Genomic DNA, 18,533 nt, shown 5'->3' on the forward strand with positions numbered 1-18,533 from the left:
CTGAAAGTATGTAGAAGCCATCTTAGGACAAGCGATTAACAACATAACGCCATACAATCAGAGCACATTTGTGGGTTGGAAATGTTCCAATTATTCGATTCATCTAATTTATGCATCAATTGAACTAAAAATAGGAAATGCTCCTGAGCGTAAAAGTTTATAGAATAGATATTAGAACACGGACTTCACTTGGAAAAGTTGAGGAAGGTGTAACCCTCGAACGGATCAGGACAGTATTCGACATCTGTGCGACGGTATATACAATCATCAGTTTACTATGATTTTGAAAACGCAGACAAACCTTGACGGGAGCGTCGGAACAACGTTACTACCACCAACAGCACGATTATTGGACTTCATGAAAAATTTAGCTTAAAATGTTGAACGAACGCAAATTACGGCTTAGTCAATGATTTCCGTCAAAAACTTATGACTAAATCAAGACGGAGGGAACGTCGATGACGATCGAGGAAGGCAACAAGAAACCCTGGGAAAGTTACTATGGCCCGAATATGGGATACGTACAGGAACAATATGAATTATACTCCCAAGACCCGGGTGCAGTTACACCGGCTTATCGGGAATTATTTGAACAATGGGGTGCACCGCCGATGTCTGGCAGGGATGCACACACAGCCTCGTATTCTGGCAATGCCCAAAAGGCTTCCGGAAGCGTGGATATTCAACTATTACAGAAAGCGGTTACAGCAGGGAAACTGGTAATGAATATTCGTACCTATGGTCACCTTGCGGCCGACATTGATCCTCTAGGAATCAGTGAAGATTCAGATACTTCTTTGCTTGAACCGAAGCATTTTGAATTGAATGAAGAAGATTTGAAAGCTCTGCCAGCTTCCCTGATCTGGGAAGGTGCAGATGGACAGACGGTAACAGGATTGGATGCCATCCAGCGCCTGCGGCAAATATATACGGGTCCTATCGCTTATGAATTCAGCCATGTGCATGAAGTTCATGAGCGGGAGTGGCTGAACCGCCGTGCAGAATCTCGTACTTCGCCGGCACCGCTTAATCCAGAGGAGCGTAAAGCTTTGCTGGAACGTTTGGTAGAAGTGGAGCAATTTGAAGATTTCCTCCACAAAACATTTGTTGGGCAAAAACGTTTTTCCATTGAAGGTAACGATGTGTTAGTCCCTATGCTGGATGAAGCAGTCCGAATTATGGCACACGCTGGTTCTAGTCATATTCTGATGGGGATGGCTCACCGTGGTCGGTTGAACGTACTTGCTCATGTACTGGGCAAGCCGTATAGCAAAATTTTCTCTGAATTTCATCATTCTCCGAACAAGGATTTGGTTCCTTCCGAAGGGTCAACAGGAATCAATTACGGTTGGACGGGGGATGTCAAATATCATCTGGGCGCAAACCGTTATGTAAAAGACGGCGAAACAGTACAAGCGCGTCTTACACTTGCCAATAACCCGAGTCACCTGGAATATGTAAACCCGGTTGTACAGGGCTTTGCACGTGCAGCACAGGATGACCGCCGTGATCCGGGATATCCGAAGCAGGATGTAACCAAAGCGGCAACCATCTTGATGCATGGTGATGCGGCTTTCCCTGGGGAAGGAATTGTAGCAGAAACGCTCAATTTCAAAGCATTGCCTGGTTACCAAAATGGCGGAACAATTCATATTATCGTGAACAACCGTCTTGGATTCACTACAGACAGCGGTGATTCACGCTCAACGTATTATGCGAGTGACCTTGCCAAAGGATATGAAATTCCGATTGTGCATGTCAATGCAGACAATCCGGATGCATGTATCGCAGCTATTCGTATGGCAGCAGAATATCGTAACCTGTTCAAAAAGGACTTCCTGATTGACCTGATTGGTTACCGTCGTTATGGTCATAACGAAACGGATGATCCGGAAACAACTCAGCCGACGGTGTATGACAAAGTAAAAGCTCATCCAACGGTTAGCCACTTGTACCAGGATCATCTGAAAGAGGAATCGGTAATCGACGATGCTTCCATCAACAGCATTCGTGAGGCTGTGACGAACCGCTTAAAAGAAGCATACGAGCAGATGAAGAACAATGAAGTACATGAATATTACCAACGTCAAATTAATGAGCCTGAAGCCGTTTCGATTATTCCAACAGCGGTACCATTGGAAAATCTGCGGGCAATTAATGCAGACTTGCTGAAATGGCCAGAGAATTTTAATGTGTATCCGAAGTTACAGCGCATTTTGCAGCGCAGAAGCACATCTCTGAACGAAGGTGAGAAGGTAGACTGGAGTCTTGCAGAGACGCTTGCGTTTGCTACTATTCTTGCGGATGGCAAACCGATCCGGATCAGCGGGCAGGATGCAGAGCGTGCAACGTTTGCCCATCGGAATCTGGTGTTGCATGACTCCGAGAATGGTGCGAAATTCTGCCCGCTGCATCATCTGCCACAGGCAAGAGCATCCTTTGCAATCTACAACAGTCCATTATCTGAGGAGTCGGTTGTTGGTTTCGAATACGGCTATAACGTCTACTCTCCAGATACGCTTGTAATCTGGGAAGCTCAATTCGGAGATTTTGCCAACTGTGCACAGGTTATTTTTGACCAGTTCGTATCTGCCGGCCGTGCCAAATGGTCACAAAAATCCAGTCTGGTTATGCTGCTTCCGCATGCGAACGAAGGTCAGGGACCTGAGCATACAAGTGCTCGTCTGGAACGTTTCCTGCAGCTTTGTGCAGAAGACAATATGACCGTTGCGAACTTGACAAGTGCATCGCAATATTTCCATCTGCTGCGTCGTCAGGCTTCATTGACTGAAACAGAAGATGCTCGTCCGCTCGTTATGATGTCGCCGAAAAGTCTCATTCGTAATCCTCGCGTCGCTTCACCTGCAACAGAGTTCAGCGAAGGCAAGTTTGAGCCTGTGCTGGAGCAAGCAGGATTGGGCACGAAACCGGATCGCGTAGAGCGTATCATCTTATGCAGTGGTAAAATCGCCATCGATCTGGAAGATGCTTTTGAGAAGGATAAAGCAGATTGGTCTTGGCTTCACATTATTCGTGTCGAACAGCTGTATCCGTTCCCGGCGGAAGAAATCAAGCGTGTGCTTGCACGTTTCAGCAAGCTGAAAGAGCTGGTGTGGGTACAGGAAGAAAACAAAAACATGGGTGCCTGGACATACATGGAGCCTCGTCTTCGTGAAATCGCGCCAGAAGGAATAACCGTTAAATACGAAGGTCGCCCGGAACATGCGAGTCCTTCCAGCGGTTATCAACTTGTGCATGGCATGGAGCAGCAACAGATCATTACATCCGCATTGAAGCAAACGACGAAGAATAATATTCCACTGGGGAGGTAACAGCTGTGAGTGAAATTAAAGTACCTGCAATGGGTGAGTCGATAACGGAAGGAACTGTATCCAGATGGCTGGTCAAAGAAGGCGACACCGTTAATCAGGGTGATGTTCTTCTGGAACTGGAAACGGATAAAGTGAATATTGAGATCAGTGCTGAAGAGAGCGGTGTTCTTGAGAAAATTGTTCGCCAGGAAGGCGAGACTGTTGAAATCGGTGAAACGATTGGAACACTCTCGGCAGGAACTGGGGGAGGAAGCGGCGCGCCCGCTTCCCAACCAGCAGCGACGGAGCAGAAACAAGCAGTTGCTCCTGCACCGGAAGCTCCAACTCCGCCACCGGCACCCATTGCTGCAGCACCGGAATCTTCGGATAGCAGTTCGAAGACAGCTTCACCATCTGCTCGTAAACTTGCACGTGAACGTGGTATTGAGCTGGATCAGGTACAGAGCAAAGATCCGATTGGCCGTGTTTATCAGGATGATGTGAAAACTCACAACACTCAGGCTGCCGCTCCTACAGCGCCTCCTGCTAAAGCTCCCGCAGCAGCACCTAGTGCGCCGGCAGCAGGTGGTTCCACCTATACCAAACCAGTAGAGCGTCAACGTATGTCCCGCCGTCGTGCTACCATTGCAAAACGCCTGGTAGAAGCACAGCAGACTGCAGCGATGTTGACTACGTTTAACGAAGTAGATATGACGGCAATCATGGATGTTCGTAAACGTCGTAAGGACAAGTTCAAAGAGAAACATGAAATTAATCTCGGCTTCATGTCCTTCTTCACCAAAGCGGTTGTAGGCGCACTGAAAAAGTTCCCAACCATTAACGCGGAAATTGATGGCGAAGATGTAGTTCTCAAAAAGTACTATGATATCGGTATTGCGGTATCTGCCAAAGAAGGTCTTGTCGTACCGGTTGTACGTGATGCAGATCGTCTTGGCTTCGCTGAGATCGAGAAAAGCATTGCTGATCTGGCATCCAAAGCGCGTTCCAACACGCTGGCCTTGTCTGATCTGCAAGGAGGAACCTTCACCATTACCAATGGCGGAACGTTTGGCTCCCTGTTGTCCACACCAATATTGAATACACCTCAAGTAGGTATTCTGGGTATGCACAAAATCCAGCTTCGTCCAGTAGCGATTGATGCAGAGCGGATGGAGAACCGTCCGATGATGTATATCGCTCTGTCATACGATCACCGTATCATCGATGGTAGCGAAGCCGTACGTTTCCTCGTAACGGTGAAAGAATTGCTTGAAGATCCAGAGTCTTTGCTGATCGAAGGGTAATCCATAACGTTTAACATTAAATTGCCATCTTATAAATAAAAAAAAGAAAGCCCCTGAACACGGAGCACAGTGTATGCTGTGCACCCGTTCAGGGGCTTTCGTCATTGTATAAGTAATTTATGTCGCATTATATGGAATCGGCTGTTTCTGCATGTGCTTTGGAATGATATGCACTGTAGTCGGGTGTATGCCTCTCCAGCCACTCCACGACATGCCCTGCAACCTCAGTCCGATTCGTCTCATGCAGCATTTCGTGGCGTCCCCCCGGATAGAGGCGGTATTCGATATCCTCAAGCTGAAGCTCCCGATATTGCGAGACCAGGTTAAGCACTCCTTTGCCATGAAGTCCCACCGGATCTTGTTCACCCGAGAACAGATATACAGATTTATCCTTGGGAATACGTTTCATGTTGCGTGGCAAGTGAATCTCCAACAGCAGTTTGAAAAAGTCACGGAAAAAACCTGCGGAGCAGATGGCTCCACACAAAGGGTCATCGATAAATCGCTTGACCTCTTCGGGGTCCCGAGACAGCCAATCAAACGGCGTAGTTGCCGGTCGGAAAGAACGGTTGAACCCGCCAAATACGAGCGCGTTGAGCAGCATACTTGGATGACCCGTCCCCTGAATGCCACACTGCAAGAAAGCCAGTTTCTCTCCAATCCGAAGAAGACCACGTTTGCCATTGGTGCCGGACAAAATAAATGCATGGTAACGCTCGTGGCCAGCATACATTAGATGCTGTACCAGAAACGACCCCATGCTATGCCCCATCAGAAAGAGGGGCACATCAGGGTTTTCTTTGGCGGCAACTTCGCCCAGATTCATCATGTCACTCGCCATCCAGCGGAAAGCATCGACGCCGGCATTGCCCAATAAATTCGGGTTTTCTACCGTTTTACCATGACCACGATGGTCATTCGCGTAGACCGCGTAGCCGTGCGTGGTGAGATGTTGGGCAAATTCAGCATATCGGGCAGCAGTCTCGCTCATGCCATGTGCAATCTGGACCACACCTTTGATGTTGCACTCCGGATCGGGAAGCCAGCGGTACACATGAATACGGGTACCTTCATTGCCAACCAGGCTAAAGGTAGATTCCTGCATCTCGTGTAAATCCTCCTTCTCAGGTCACATTAGAGCCATATAAGCTGTGAATCACTTGAATAGATCATTGGTTATTGGATTAAGGCAAATAAGAGCGAAGAACAGTAGTGTTACCATCCAGCGTATAGGAGCCCAGGTTGGCAGGCAGTAGGTAACATTGTCCAGCTTTTAGTTCAATCTTATCCGATTCCGCGTTATCCCACTCCAGCGTTCCGCTACCTTCACAGACCACAAGAATAGTGAAGCTATCCGCACTTGTAGAGAGCTCCCAACGTCCGGTAACAATCCCTTTTTCCACTACAAAGTATGGGCATTCCGCAAGCTTCAGCCACTCACCTGGAGTTGCATTGTTGGTGTTCATCGTTGTGGCGCCAGCACCCTCATAAGCCGTTACATTCAATGAATCCTCAACATGCAGCTCACGTGGTTTACCATCCAGGCCTGGGCGGTTATAATCGTAAATTCGGTAGGTTGTATCCGAGTTTTGCTGAATCTCAGCCACAACGACACCTGCACATAGAGCGTGTACCGTTCCCGCAGGGATAAAGAATGTATCTCCAGCCACTACAGGTACTTGACGAAGGGTATCCATGACCGTACCATTTTCCAGCGCTTCCTTCAGCACTTCACGATCAACGCCTTCATTCAAGCCGTAGATGATATGTGCTCCTGGTTTGGCATCCAGCACATACCACATTTCCGTTTTGCCAAGCTCGCCGGGAGGGAGCGCTTCGTAATCATCTGTTGGGTGAACTTGTACGGACAGATCATCGTTACAATCAAGCAGTTTGATCAGAAGGGGGAATCGTCCGCCCTTTTCCGAAACGCCTTTGGTTCCAAGCCATGCTGTGCCCAGCTGTTCACGAACTTCGTCCAGTCCTTTTCCAGCAAGTGCTCCATTCAATACCTTGGTTGTACCGTTGGGATGATCCGCAATCATCCAGCCTTCTCCTATATGTCCTTCAGGTGGCGTCAGGCCGAATTGTTCCAGCGCGCGACCTCCCCATACACGTTCTTTGAACTCTGGTTGGAATTGCAGTGGGTATGGTGTAGGCATTCCTAATCTCTCCTCTAGTATATGAAATGGTGGATCGCTTTAATCAATCATGACCAGGTAGCTGACATGAATGTGAGAAAGTGAATACGGTTGCACGTCTTTATGTAGAACACAAATCGCATAAATTGAACCCAAAGAGTACTTTGTTGCGATTGTGTCTAGTTTATTGCATTTGTTGGACAAAGGAAATTATTTTTTCTCGATGCCAATCAGAAAAGGGGAGGTCTCACGCTGCAATTGGCGATAGATTACCACTTGTGCCTGCTCTACAGACAGAGCAGAGGACCACTCAAGAACCGCATCCGCTTCCTGTGATCCTCCATCATGACCCGGATACAGCACAATGGTAATAATGCCGCGCGGCTTGAGCAATGCCAGTGCAGCCTGGAGCGCAGCAATGGTACTGTCTGTTTCCGTAATTATAGTGGAGTCCGCACCTTCCGAAGGCAGGTACCCCAGGTTAAACATTACAGCACCGACGTTACCCTGCCATGTTTCAGGAACGGCCTCAGCCATTCGATCATGGCTTAATTGAAGCATGGAGATGGAGCCCAATTTGGCGCTGTCCTCTTGTTTGCGAATACGGGCTTGTGCCAGGGTAAGTGCCTCGCTCTGAATATCGAAACCAATGACTTGACCACGTTTACCAACTTTTTGTGCCAGAAACAGAGTGTCTGCCCCCGTTCCTACCGTTGCGTCGATAGCTAAATCTCCAGGCTGTAAACGGGAAGAAATCCATTGATGGGCACAACTTAAAACTGAAAGAAAGCCCATCCTAAGCACCCCTCCAGTATTTACCCTGCCAGGAATCCCGCTCACGCAGTTCACGATCAATAGAATTCAACACTTCCCATTTGTTCATGGACCACATCGGTCCGATCAGCAAATCACGTGGTGCATCCCCTGTAAGGCGGTGCACAATCATTTCGGGTGGCAGCATCTCCAGCGTATCGACGATCAGTTTAATGTACTCGTCCTGTTCCAGGAAACGAAGAAGCCCGGCTTCATACTGTTTCACCATCGGCGTTTTGCGCATCAGATGAAGCAGATGAATTTTGATCCCCTGCACATCCATGTTGGCAACAGCCCGTCCGGTATCCAGCATCATTTCATGGGTTTCCTGAGGCAGTCCGTAAATAATATGTGTACACACCCGAATATTCCGTTTACGCAGCTTCGCGACGGCTTCCTCATAACACTGCGTATCATGCGCACGGTTAATTAGGATTGACGTGGACTCGTGAATGGTTTGCAGACCCATTTCAACCCATAGATAAGTGCGTTCATTCAATTCAGCCAAGTAATCAACGACGTCATCTGGTAAACAGTCAGGGCGAGTGGCAATGGAAAGACCCACGACACCGGGCTGCTTCAAAATTTCTTCAAAGTATTCACGCAGTTCTTCAACCGGCGCGTATGTGTTGGTATAGGCTTGGAAATAGCCAATGTAGTGGGCTGTAGGCCATTTCAGATGCTGTTTATCCCGAATGGTATTAAACTGGGTGACCAGATCATCCCGTCTGCTACCGGCGAAATCACCCGATCCCCGAGCGCTGCAAAATGTACAGCCCCCTTTGGCGATAGATCCATCTCGGTTCGGGCAGGTGAAACCCGCATCCAGCATCACTTTGAAAACCTTATTGTTAAATTCGTCTCTCATTTCATAATTCCAGGTATGGAATCGTTTATCTCCCCACAGAAGAGGAGGTTGTATTGAAGGTGCATTCATCTTCAGGGTACTCCTTTGGCTAACCTAATGGCTTGCTTGTTATATTACGGAATTCGACTCTTTTTGAACTTTTACCATTGTATCAAAAAACTCAAAAAAAGGGGAATCTAGTCGCAAAAATAGGCCGTAGAAACGAGGTTTTATCCTTGCTATAGTTTACACATTATGTTATATTTAAACCAGCGTCAGACACCATCTAATGGGTACTATTCATCATAGCATTTGAATTAATGTTGACGTCATGGACCATACTATACCGTGAGGTGATATGAATGAATTCCCAAGTTAAAAATAATGATCTTCATCATGTTTCTGTAGAACTGACGGCAGAAGAAGCTCTGGCTTTGACAGGTGTTCGTTTCAATGGCAATCCGAAAGTGAAAGCGGCTGCAAGACAAAAAGTTCGCGATGCTTTCGAAAAGACATTTGATTTTTCACACCAAGATAAGGTAGACTATGAACTATTAAAGTAGTTGGACCCCAATTCCAAATAAATCGAAGAGGGAATCTTTGAGATTTGCCCCAAAGTGGCAGATCCGAAGATTCCTTTTTCATTGCTCTTTACAATTAGCCGGTTCTTCGGCAAAATGATTCTGAGACAAGTATGGATAAACGGAGGAATAAGATGCGTTTACGTGGCAGAAAAGGGATTCGGGAAAATCTGGAGCAACAAGTTGACCTCGTTGTTCTTGATCCCAAACAGTACAAAGGAAAATGGTCTGAACTGTTTGGCAATGACCATCCGATCTTTGTGGAATTTGGCATGGGTAAAGGTCAATTTATCAGCCAAATGAGTTATAAATATCCGGAATATAATTTTATCGGTATTGATATGTATGATGAATTGGTGCGTCGTGCCAGCGAGAAGGCTCGGAAAGCATGGAGTCAGGCAGAAGTGGAGACACCTCCCAACCTGAAGCTGGCGCTTGCTAATATCGAACAGATTGAAGATGTATTTGAACCGGAAGAACTGGAACGGATTTATCTGAACTTCAGCGATCCTTGGCCGAAAGCCAAGCATGCACGTCGTCGTTTGACACATCCACGTTTCCTGAAGAAATATACGGAACTGCTTAACACCAAAGGACAGATTCATTTCAAAACCGATTCGGAGACATTGTTTGATTTCTCTCTCAATGCGATCGCCGACTTTGGTCTGCAAATGACCAATTTGTCCCTGAACCTGCACCGCGATGGATTGAATGAAGAGCATGTCATGACTGAGTACGAGCAGAAATTCATGGGTAAAGGCATGAACATTCACCGGGTTGAAGTCATCGTTGGTGAAGAGGCCTTGCGCGAGTATCAACAAATCCGCTTGGACAAGTATAAAGTGCGGGAAGCAGCGGACGAGTCTGGCGAAGATCAAGAATAATATTCCAAAAAAAGCGTGAAATGTGTCTGGTTATCAGACTCTCATATCACGCTTTTTTCTGTTCTGATCGAACTAAACCTCATGACACCGCTTATGGCTCTTCGTTTTTCGTTTGAAGTCTGCTAAAGCTCTGAATGAAGCTCCTTACGTCGATAATCATTGGGAGTAACCCCGTTGAATTTCTTAAACATCCGATAGAAATAAGAACTGTTGGTGAAGCCGGTTTGCTCGGCAATATCAGCTACAGAGTGTTCCGTCTCAATAAGCAGATTTTGCGCTTTGGCTATCCGCGTCTCGTTAATAACATCGGTTAGACCTTTTAACGTTAGTTGTTTATAGAGTCTGCTGACATAGATGGGTGACATGGCTAGTTCATCTGCAATCGAGGTCAGACAAAGATTGGTGTCTGCGTAATCTCTTTCAATAATGCAGTTAATTTTGCGAATGAGTTCTTCATGTTTAAGTGTTCTTTTTTCCTCAACTTTGGATCCAAGCTCGTCGAACATACGATAAAAGTGGGCGTGAACTTCACTGAGATCCTCGGCATCATGGATCGGCAGCATTGAACGATCGGAGATGGATTCAAGTGTAAGCTGGTTGTTCTTTTTGAGTGTGTTTCTTACATGATTCAGGGTCATGGTCAGATGGGACAGAGCGAGTTGAAATACGGTAAATGGATAAGTTGCCGTTTCGCTCACGATGTCTGCATAGACCTGTTTGGCTTCGCCTGTTTTGCCTGTCATCAGGCAATCAATCAACTGTCTCTCTTTTCCAACAGGGAAAGCATATTCTTTGGCATGGTACGCCATGATGTCCGAGGTGTAAATCAGGCATCCAGGACCCATGAACAAACGATGAAGCGATGCTTCTGCTGATCGGGTATAAGAAGCAATACTGTTTTCCAGTGAATCTTCCGCTGGTCCGATAGTAAATGAAATGGAACATCTTAGATGTGTCATCACGGCAGCCTGCATCATGCGCAGCAGGTCCTCAATGGGGCTGTCCTCATAATCAGCTTCATCCCGAATTTTATCATTAAAGATAAGTGTGATCAGATCGCCCCCCATATCCACAGCTTCGGTGTGGTAGTAGAGGTCGGCCGTCTCCGTGCAAATGTTCATCATCGCGTATTTTACAAGTTGGACTTCTTCCCGGTAGGTATCGCTGAAGTCGGTAAAATGATCAATCCGAAGCAGCACCAGTCTGGTTAGACGATGAACATCAACAGAAGAGCCATAGAACTTCATTCGTTCCTCCAGCATGCCTCCCGTTACCGTTTCCCTTCCTTGCAAAGCCCCGCGTAGAAAGTCCTGTCGTAATAGATGCAGACTGCCACGACGCTCCGCTTCCATCACACGCATACGGACAAGCACTTTATCAATGGGATGATATAGTTTCCGTGACACGAGGTAGGACAAGAACACTCCCGCAATTAATAGCCCGAGACAAAACAGAACAGTGTGAGTTCGCATATTACGAATATCGGAGGTGATCAGGTCATAAGGCGTGATTCGTACATAACGCCACCCGAGGTTGTCTGGAGCAGTGTAGGTAATAAGTGATTTTTCTCCATCTACCTCTGCTGTAAAGTAAGCGGATTGCTCCTTATTTTGCAGAATTGGCTGCATAAACGTTTCATTGGACAGATCTTTCATCAAAGCACGATCGCTGAAGTCGGACAATAACTGTCCCTGTTCATTGATAATAAACGTTTTCCCTGGCTGATCTGCTGAGTTTATATTGGGACTGAGCCAGTCGTCCTTAATATTTACGACAACCGCATAATTCAGTGTGGCATTGTCATTGATCGTGTCATAGCAGAGGTACGTATAGCTGCTGACCTGAGTTTCCTCGGTGGAGCCAACCTGGTATGTACGCGGAATGGGGACAAAAGGTTTGTAATCATGGAAACGGTCGAGGATGCTTGTAATCCCCTGATCGTCAATTTCCGAGATGGACTGTTGTCCATTGCGAACTTCATTAGAACTGATAAAGAACTCATCATTTTTGGAGTTATATACATAGATGGATTCGATAAAAGGGAGGGACATGCGATAGTTGTCGAGTTGTTCCATCGCTGGCGTAATTTCATAGATACTCGGATTCGAATAGAGCAGCAGAGCAGAGATGGTGTAATCCTGATAAATCTGATAAGACAGTGATTTGGCGGTCTCGGTCATCTTGGAGACTTCCCGACTGGTCTGAGTAAGGCCGTTCATATCGGTTCGGTAGACCTGACGAAGAGCAATACGATTATAGTTGACGTACAAAATGGTAGAAGCCACAAGCAAGGTGGCAACGGTGCTAACAATAATGCCGATAAGAATCCGTGCAAACACCTTCTGACTGTCCTCTGAACGTTTATGCATGACCTTTCCTCCCATGGACCTCCTGTTTTGGATGAACAAAGTTAGACTTCATAGCGAAGGATAAGATTTCATATATGGGCGTGGTGAATCACGAATGTAACTTGAATTATATATTATGTATGCGTTTACATCAACGATGGACGGCATGCTAAGGCCGATTTCCTTAGCTAAAGTTCAACTTTCGCGATATTGTTCACTAGGTTCAACCTATGCACGATATCAACTTTTGTGAACGCGCAGACATTCATTTCAGTTTTCGTTCATATTGTTCATATTCTGTTTCGCAGAATCGTTCATGATCTGGCCGAATGATTCAGTATCCGGTAGCACTCAGGGCATCTACAATAAAAACAGAGCTCCACTGCGCGCCGCGCCGTAAGAAATTCGGGAGGGATCGAGCCATGCTCAAAGAATTGAACAAAAACAAAATCATGTTTCTCATGCTGCTGCCTACACTGATCTTTTTTCTGATTAACTCGTATTTTCCGATGGTCGGCATCTATTATGCGTTTACCCGCTATGATTTTGAAGGTGGGTTGTTCGGCAGTCCGTTTGTGGGCCTGGAGAACTTCAAGTTCCTGTGGCAATCCGGAATGCTGCTGAAGCTGACAACCAACACGGTGGGGTATAATCTGGCCTTCATTATATTGGGAAACGGGCTGGCGATTTTCTGTGCAATTTTGCTCAGTGAGATTCGGGGAAAAGTGTTTAAGAAAATTACGCAGTCGGTCATGTTTTTACCGTATTTCATCTCGTTTGTTCTATTAAGTGTAATCGCTTACAACATGTTCAACTATGAATCCGGTTTTGTGAACACGGTACTCAAACGTTTCGAGGCAGGGCCCGTCGATATTTACAATACACCCTGGATCTGGGTGTTCCTGATCATCATTTTTTATCTGTGGAAAAATCTTGGGTACAGCATGGTCATCTACCTTGCAGCTATTACAGGAATCAGTGATGAGTATTACGAGGCAGCCCGGATTGACGGGGCCAATATCTTTCAGCGTATTTGGTATATCACCGTACCGATGCTAAAACCGACCTTTGTCATCCTCCTGTTATTCTCGCTCGGGAGCATTATGAAGGGACAATTTGATCTCTTTTACCAACTCATTGGAAACAACGGCGTCTTATATAACGCTACAGATATCATCGATACGTATGTGTATCGTTCCCTGAAAGTGACGTTTGATATCGGAATGGCTACCGCAGCTGGACTGTATCAATCTCTGTTCGGTTTTATCCTGATCATGACCGTTAACTATATCATCCGTAAAGTAAATGAGGACTACGCCTTGTTCTAAAACGCCAATAAGCAGAAGGGAGAACCACTATGCATACTCGTGCCCGAGATACGGAATTCACCTTGTTGTTTCAAATCATCGCTTACAGCATGATCCTGATTCTTTCCTTAATCTGTATCATTCCATTTCTTTTGATTTTATCCGGCTCATTCAGCAGCAACGAATCGATTGTAAGAGATGGGTATCACCTCTTTCCCACCGATTTTTCCTTGGAAGGTTACAAGATGGTGTTCAAATTTCCGACCCAGGTGCTCAAAGCTTATGGCGTGACGGTTTTTACAACCGTTGTGGGTACGGCCCTTGGACTGTTTTTCATTACGATGGCGGGATTTGTACTGCAGCGCAAAGATTTCAGGTACCGAAACACCTTCTCTTTTTTCATCTACTTTACAACCCTTTTTGGTGGGGGATTAGTTCCTTGGTACATCATGCTGGCAAACTATTTCAATCTTACGGACACGTATACGGTGTTGATTTTTCCGGGACTGATGACACCATTTCTCATTATCCTGATGAAAAACTTCATTCGTTCAGCCGTTCCGGATGAGCTGATTGAGTCAGCCAAAATCGATGGAGCAAATGATTTCCGCATTTACTTTAGCGTAGTACTGAAACTGGCGATGCCCGGCATTGCCACTGTAGGGTTATTTCTGGCGCTGGGATACTGGAATGACTGGTTCACATCCTCCTTGTTCATTAACAACCCGGATATGTACCAGCTGCAATTTTATTTGTATAACACCATGAACACAATTACCTTCATTGACCAGATGGCGATTGGTACCGGCATAACACTTAGCCAGGATGTACCTACCGAATCAACCAAAATGGCGATGGCTATTGTGGTTACTGGCCCCATTTTGTTCCTGTATCCATTTGTACAGCGTTACTTTGTCAAGGGTCTTACCATTGGTGCGGTGAAAGGTTAGAACGTGTACGCGCTGTGGGTACGGATTGCGGGATAGCTGTCTGCCCGTCTGCCTCTGATTCATGGCGAGTCTGCGCTAACATATAAGGTTGATCACAAAAAGGGAGGATGCGTATGCGTAACAAAACAATTCGGCACCTGTCTATGGTTCTTGCCCTGATGCTGTTTGCCGGGGTGCTTGCCGCGTGTAATAACGGTTCGGGGGGATCGGCGCAAGGAAGTGAGCAGGGAGGTTCTTCTGAAAACAAAGGGGAGAAGGTAACGCTGCAATTCTACATGCTTGGTGATGCCCCCAAAGATCTGCCTGTGATTGAGTCGGAAATCAACAAGCTGGCTGAGGCCGATCTGAACGTCAATGTAAAATTCAACTATACCTCATGGACAGACTGGGACCAAAAATACAAATTGCTGCTGTCTTCCGGTCAACCGATTGATCTGATCTTTACCGCGGATTGGACGTTCTATCAGTCCTATGCGAAAAAAGGAGCATTCCTGCCTCTGGATGAACTATTGCCTAAGGCAGCACCAACGCTCAAAGGTTATGTACCTGATGACATGTGGAACGCGGTAAAAGTAAATGACAAGATCTATACTGTGCCATCGACATGGACTGAATATGTTACTGAGGGTATTGCGTACCGTGAGGATTTGCGTGAAAAGTACAATCTGCCCAAACCGGAATCTTTGGAGACACTCGAAGCCTATCTGGAGGGAATCAAAGCTAATGAACCCAATATGATTCCAATCGCGGATAGCAATGCGAACCATACTCATGGTATTCGTCAATTAACATCCAAGCTGGTGAATACGGCAGGTCAGCTCCCTTATGGACTGGACATCATGTATGATACACCATCCAATATCACTTCCTATTGGGGGTCAGCGCAGCATCTGGAAGACCTGAAAACGTACAAACGCTGGATGGACAAAGGCTTTTTCCCGAAAAACGTGCTGAATGTAAAGGATACGTCCAACTCATTGCTGCAAAATGGCAAAGCAGCTGTTGTTCTGTCGGGAGAGAACCCGAACAAATTTAACGCGGATGTGATCAAGGTTCAGTCCACGCACCCGGATTGGAAGCTCGGTTATTTCCCATACCCGAATGCCAAAGGGTTTGCACAACCCGTTCACCCGATTCACAATGGTTTTGCAATTCCGCGCAGCAGCAAAAACCCGGAGAGAGCTCTCGCATTCTATGAGAAACTGGTTACCGACAAACGTTACAACTGGCTTACCGAATATGGTGTCGAAGGCAAAAACTTTGAAGTTCAAGACGGCTATTATAAAATGGTGGGCGATGCCCAGACCAACGGATTCCCGCGAGAAGGCATGAATGGCTGGGCTTGGCGTAATCCGGAATTCATGCTTTATGATAAGAGCTTTGATGATGTGCTGGCTATTTTCAAAGAGCTGGACAAAATGAAAAAGCCGGACATCTACACCGGATTTGCTGAGGATTGGACGCCTTACCAAGCTGAGAAAGCTGCACTGGAGCAGGTAGAGAAGCAGTATCTCTATCCGTTGAATGTGGGCTTGGTGGACGATGTAGAAGCGGGTCTGAATACATTTATGGAAAAAGCCAAACAGGCAGGCCTTGAGAAGATTCAGAGTGAGTATACCAAACAGTGGCAGGATTACTTGAAGTCGGCTGGTATTCAATAGTTTGTACTTTTCTTCATATTTTTAAAAAAAGGTGCCTTCGAATCGAAGGCACCTTTACTGTGTACATGCAGGCTTGTTTGAAGCCGTTATAGTCCGGCTTGGTCTGCCGAGTAGGGACGCAGGTCCAGAAGGTCGATAATACTTTGTGCGCTTTGCATGGGGTGATACTTGGCAATCTGTGCCATGTGGCGTTTGCGTTTGCGAACAATGTCAGAGTAGTTATGGACCAGTTTATTCATCCATTTTACAACAACGTCAAGGGAAGTTATGGACTCCCCCAAACCTCGTGCGGTGAAATACTGGACATTTTCTTCTTCCTGGCCTGGTATGGGATTATGGAACAACATGGGGATTCCTTTTGCCAACCCTTCACTGCATGTCATTCCGCCTGGCTTGGTGATCAGGAGATCAGATACTTCCATTAATTTGTCCACTTCATTGGTGTACCCGATGATATGAATATTATCTTTTTGATACAACGGATTCTGTTCCATGCTGATTCGGCTTTTGTCATTGCGGCCAAGGCAGAAAATAATCTGAACATCCTCATGCCAGCGTGTCAATAATTGGTTAACCACTTCATCACTAAGCATTCCCCAACCACCGCCCATCACAAGCACAGTAGGCATGTTCTTCAATTTGAATTTGCCTCGAATCTCGTCCCGCCCGGGATGTTCCCAGAAGTTGGGATGGATCGGAATGCCGGTAACTCGAATTTTGTCTATAGATACACCCCGCAGCATTAATTTGGACTTTACCTCATCTGTGGAAACAAGATACAGGTCCACTTCTGGGCTAATCCATGTCCCGTGCGCGTCATAATCCGTGATGACTGTACAAAGTGGAACCTGCACACCCAGACGTTTCAGTCTGGATATGACGGCACTGGGAATAGGGTGGGTGCATACAATAACATTTGGACGAAGCTGACGCACGATACTGCGTGTATGGGTGTAAAACAGTTTATGCAGCGCAAGTGTAGTCAGCCGGTTCAAGGATTTTTTATATTGATGCCTGTATACATACCCGATGAGCTTGGGCTGATTAATGACCGTTTTTTTGTATGCTGTAATGATGAGTGGCGCAACTCTGGGGTTCAGAAAACTCCCCAACTCAAGCACTTTGGTTTGCACATTCGGCGAAAGTTTTCGCAAACTGCTGGACAGCGCATAAGCGGCTTGAGTATGACCAGCGCCAAAGCCTTCAGATAATAGTAATACTCTTTTCTTTTCCACGCTTGCTTCACCTGTTCCTGCTAGGTTTTCCTTAGTCTAACATATTCACATTATGTCCATAAAGCAACTGTTGCAAGTGCGACTAAAGTACCGATCGTAGCACCTGCGAGCACATCTGAGGGATAGTGTAATCCGAGGTAAATTCGTGAAAATCCGACAATTAATGCAACAGGGAGTAACAACAGCAACAGGAACGGCTCCATCGTCATAAAAGGAACCGTAACTGAGAATACGGCAGTAGTATGCCCTGAAGGGAACGAATGGTCCGTCAGGGGGTTGCGGAACGTAATCGTATCCGGTAGAGCCAGGTAAGGCCGAATGCGCGGATACAGTTTTTTGGCGATTGCTACGGGAATGTGGCTAACCGCTAGAGCGATGCATGCCTGAAGTCCTGTTGTGCTCCAAGGAGCGGGAGCCAGCAGCCAAATTAGTAAGGATACTGCAATAGAAGAAGTTGCTCCGCCCAGATGGGTGAAATAATACAGCCAAAAGTTCATAAATCGATTATGAAGTCGACCATTAATCCACATAAATACATTTCGATCATACTCTTGAAACTTTACGAATAAACGGCTCATATTGGCCTCCTGCCAGTCAGGCCCCATGTTGGCGGCAGTATTTCCGGTAAATTGCTGTGTCCGGTTTCGTCCTGATTAGTATATAACCGTTTTTTCGTGAACTTGAGGTTATTTCAGGTATATGTTTATCATATTTTTAAATGTTGTCCTTTTCAAGAAGAACACATGTGAATAAGGTAAAATTCATGTTAAAGAGTGGATATACACCCAACTTAACTTTTTGACTCGGACGATCTAAAAAAGATACAATGATTCAACATGGCTGAAATGCGGTTAAAAAAATGTGAGTTTAAGACTGAACTTTTTGAGGTCCGTTTACGTTATTTGATATAGAGCCTCTGTTGATATGCATCAGCCTGATGAAAAAAGCAGGGACTTTAGAAATAAAAATCAAGTAAACGGCTGAAAATAAGATATAACAGGCATGAATGCGAGGTTGGAGTATCACGAAGTGCCTATTCAGCGTTTAAAGTTCACATTTCTGCTTCAGGAAGTGGAATTGCGGTTTTGACAAATGGCTGAAAAGAATACAAAATCGATAAAGCAGCCAACTGGCATTAACCATGCTTGAAA

At 46.0% G+C, this 18,533-nt stretch carries 14 protein-coding genes; 7 read left to right on the plus strand and 7 right to left on the minus strand.

Annotated features, from left to right (window positions below; genetic code table 11):
* The first annotated feature begins 458 nt into the window (after window positions 1-458).
* Both BMY78_RS04515 and odhB read left to right on the plus strand, forming a co-directional pair.
* Window positions 459-3,332, plus strand: a complete 2,874-nt coding sequence (locus BMY78_RS04515) for a 2-oxoglutarate dehydrogenase E1 component (protein WP_090895091.1) — start codon at window positions 459-461, stop codon at window positions 3,330-3,332.
* A 5-nt stretch (window positions 3,333-3,337) separates the two neighbouring features.
* Window positions 3,338-4,615, plus strand: coding sequence for a 2-oxoglutarate dehydrogenase complex dihydrolipoyllysine-residue succinyltransferase (odhB, locus tag BMY78_RS04520; RefSeq protein ID WP_090895093.1), 1,278 nt, complete (start codon window positions 3,338-3,340; stop codon window positions 4,613-4,615).
* A gap of 127 nt (window positions 4,616-4,742) precedes the next feature.
* Here the strand turns inward: odhB and BMY78_RS04525 are convergent, their stop codons facing one another.
* The 4 genes from BMY78_RS04525 to BMY78_RS04540 all read right to left on the minus strand — a co-directional run bounded on the left by BMY78_RS04525 (window position 4,743) and on the right by BMY78_RS04540 (window position 8,506).
* Window positions 4,743-5,720, minus strand: coding sequence for an alpha/beta fold hydrolase (locus tag BMY78_RS04525; RefSeq protein ID WP_090895095.1), 978 nt, complete (start codon window positions 5,718-5,720; stop codon window positions 4,743-4,745).
* Between the two features lie 79 nt (window positions 5,721-5,799).
* Window positions 5,800-6,777, minus strand: coding sequence for a type I phosphomannose isomerase catalytic subunit (locus BMY78_RS04530; RefSeq protein WP_090895097.1), 978 nt, complete (start codon window positions 6,775-6,777; stop codon window positions 5,800-5,802).
* Between the two features lie 189 nt (window positions 6,778-6,966).
* The gene (locus BMY78_RS04535) at window positions 6,967-7,551 is read right to left on the minus strand and encodes a tRNA 5-(aminomethyl)-2-thiouridylate-methyltransferase MnmM (RefSeq protein WP_090895099.1); all 585 of its coding nucleotides are present in this window, start codon (window positions 7,549-7,551) and stop codon (window positions 6,967-6,969) included.
* A 1-nt stretch (window position 7,552) separates the two neighbouring features.
* On the minus strand, window positions 7,553-8,506 hold the full coding sequence (locus BMY78_RS04540) for a tRNA modification radical SAM protein MnmL/YtqA (RefSeq protein ID WP_090895101.1): 954 nt from the start codon (window positions 8,504-8,506) through the stop codon (window positions 7,553-7,555).
* Between the two features lie 272 nt (window positions 8,507-8,778).
* On the opposite strand from BMY78_RS04540, the gene BMY78_RS04545 reads away from it, so the two are divergent.
* Window positions 8,779-8,979, plus strand: coding sequence for a hypothetical protein (locus BMY78_RS04545; RefSeq protein ID WP_062320234.1), 201 nt, complete (start codon window positions 8,779-8,781; stop codon window positions 8,977-8,979).
* Window positions 8,980-9,131: 152 nt separating this feature from the next.
* Window positions 9,132-9,881, plus strand: a complete 750-nt coding sequence (trmB, locus tag BMY78_RS04550; protein WP_090895103.1) for a tRNA (guanosine(46)-N7)-methyltransferase TrmB — start codon at window positions 9,132-9,134, stop codon at window positions 9,879-9,881.
* A 122-nt stretch (window positions 9,882-10,003) separates the two neighbouring features.
* Here trmB and BMY78_RS04555 read toward each other — a convergent pair whose 3' ends face one another.
* A complete protein-coding gene (locus tag BMY78_RS04555) occupies window positions 10,004-12,250 on the minus strand; it encodes an AraC family transcriptional regulator (protein WP_177185653.1) in 2,247 nt (748 codons plus the stop codon).
* Between the two features lie 401 nt (window positions 12,251-12,651).
* On the opposite strand from BMY78_RS04555, the gene BMY78_RS04560 reads away from it, so the two are divergent.
* From BMY78_RS04560 to BMY78_RS04570, 3 genes are all read left to right on the plus strand, one after another.
* Window positions 12,652-13,557, plus strand: coding sequence for an ABC transporter permease (locus BMY78_RS04560; protein WP_063564186.1), 906 nt, complete (start codon window positions 12,652-12,654; stop codon window positions 13,555-13,557).
* 89 nt (window positions 13,558-13,646) lie between these two features.
* Complete coding sequence (locus tag BMY78_RS04565; protein ID WP_371129147.1) at window positions 13,647-14,486, plus strand: carbohydrate ABC transporter permease; 840 nt, start codon at window positions 13,647-13,649, stop codon at window positions 14,484-14,486.
* A 107-nt stretch (window positions 14,487-14,593) separates the two neighbouring features.
* Window positions 14,594-16,147 (plus strand): ABC transporter substrate-binding protein, encoded by a 1,554-nt coding sequence (locus BMY78_RS04570; protein ID WP_371129117.1) that lies wholly within the window; start codon window positions 14,594-14,596, stop codon window positions 16,145-16,147.
* 86 nt (window positions 16,148-16,233) lie between these two features.
* Here BMY78_RS04570 and BMY78_RS04575 read toward each other — a convergent pair whose 3' ends face one another.
* Together BMY78_RS04575 and BMY78_RS04580 are read right to left on the minus strand one after the other, a co-directional pair.
* On the minus strand, window positions 16,234-17,382 hold the full coding sequence (locus BMY78_RS04575) for an MGDG synthase family glycosyltransferase (RefSeq protein WP_090895111.1): 1,149 nt from the start codon (window positions 17,380-17,382) through the stop codon (window positions 16,234-16,236).
* 50 nt (window positions 17,383-17,432) lie between these two features.
* Complete coding sequence (locus tag BMY78_RS04580) at window positions 17,433-17,960, minus strand: phosphatase PAP2 family protein (protein ID WP_063564190.1); 528 nt, start codon at window positions 17,958-17,960, stop codon at window positions 17,433-17,435.
* Window positions 17,961-18,533: the final 573 nt, after the last annotated feature.

Origin of the sequence: Paenibacillus sp. OK076 (genome assembly GCF_900110055.1) — a bacterium.
Classification (GTDB): Bacteria; Bacillota; Bacilli; order Paenibacillales; family Paenibacillaceae; genus Paenibacillus.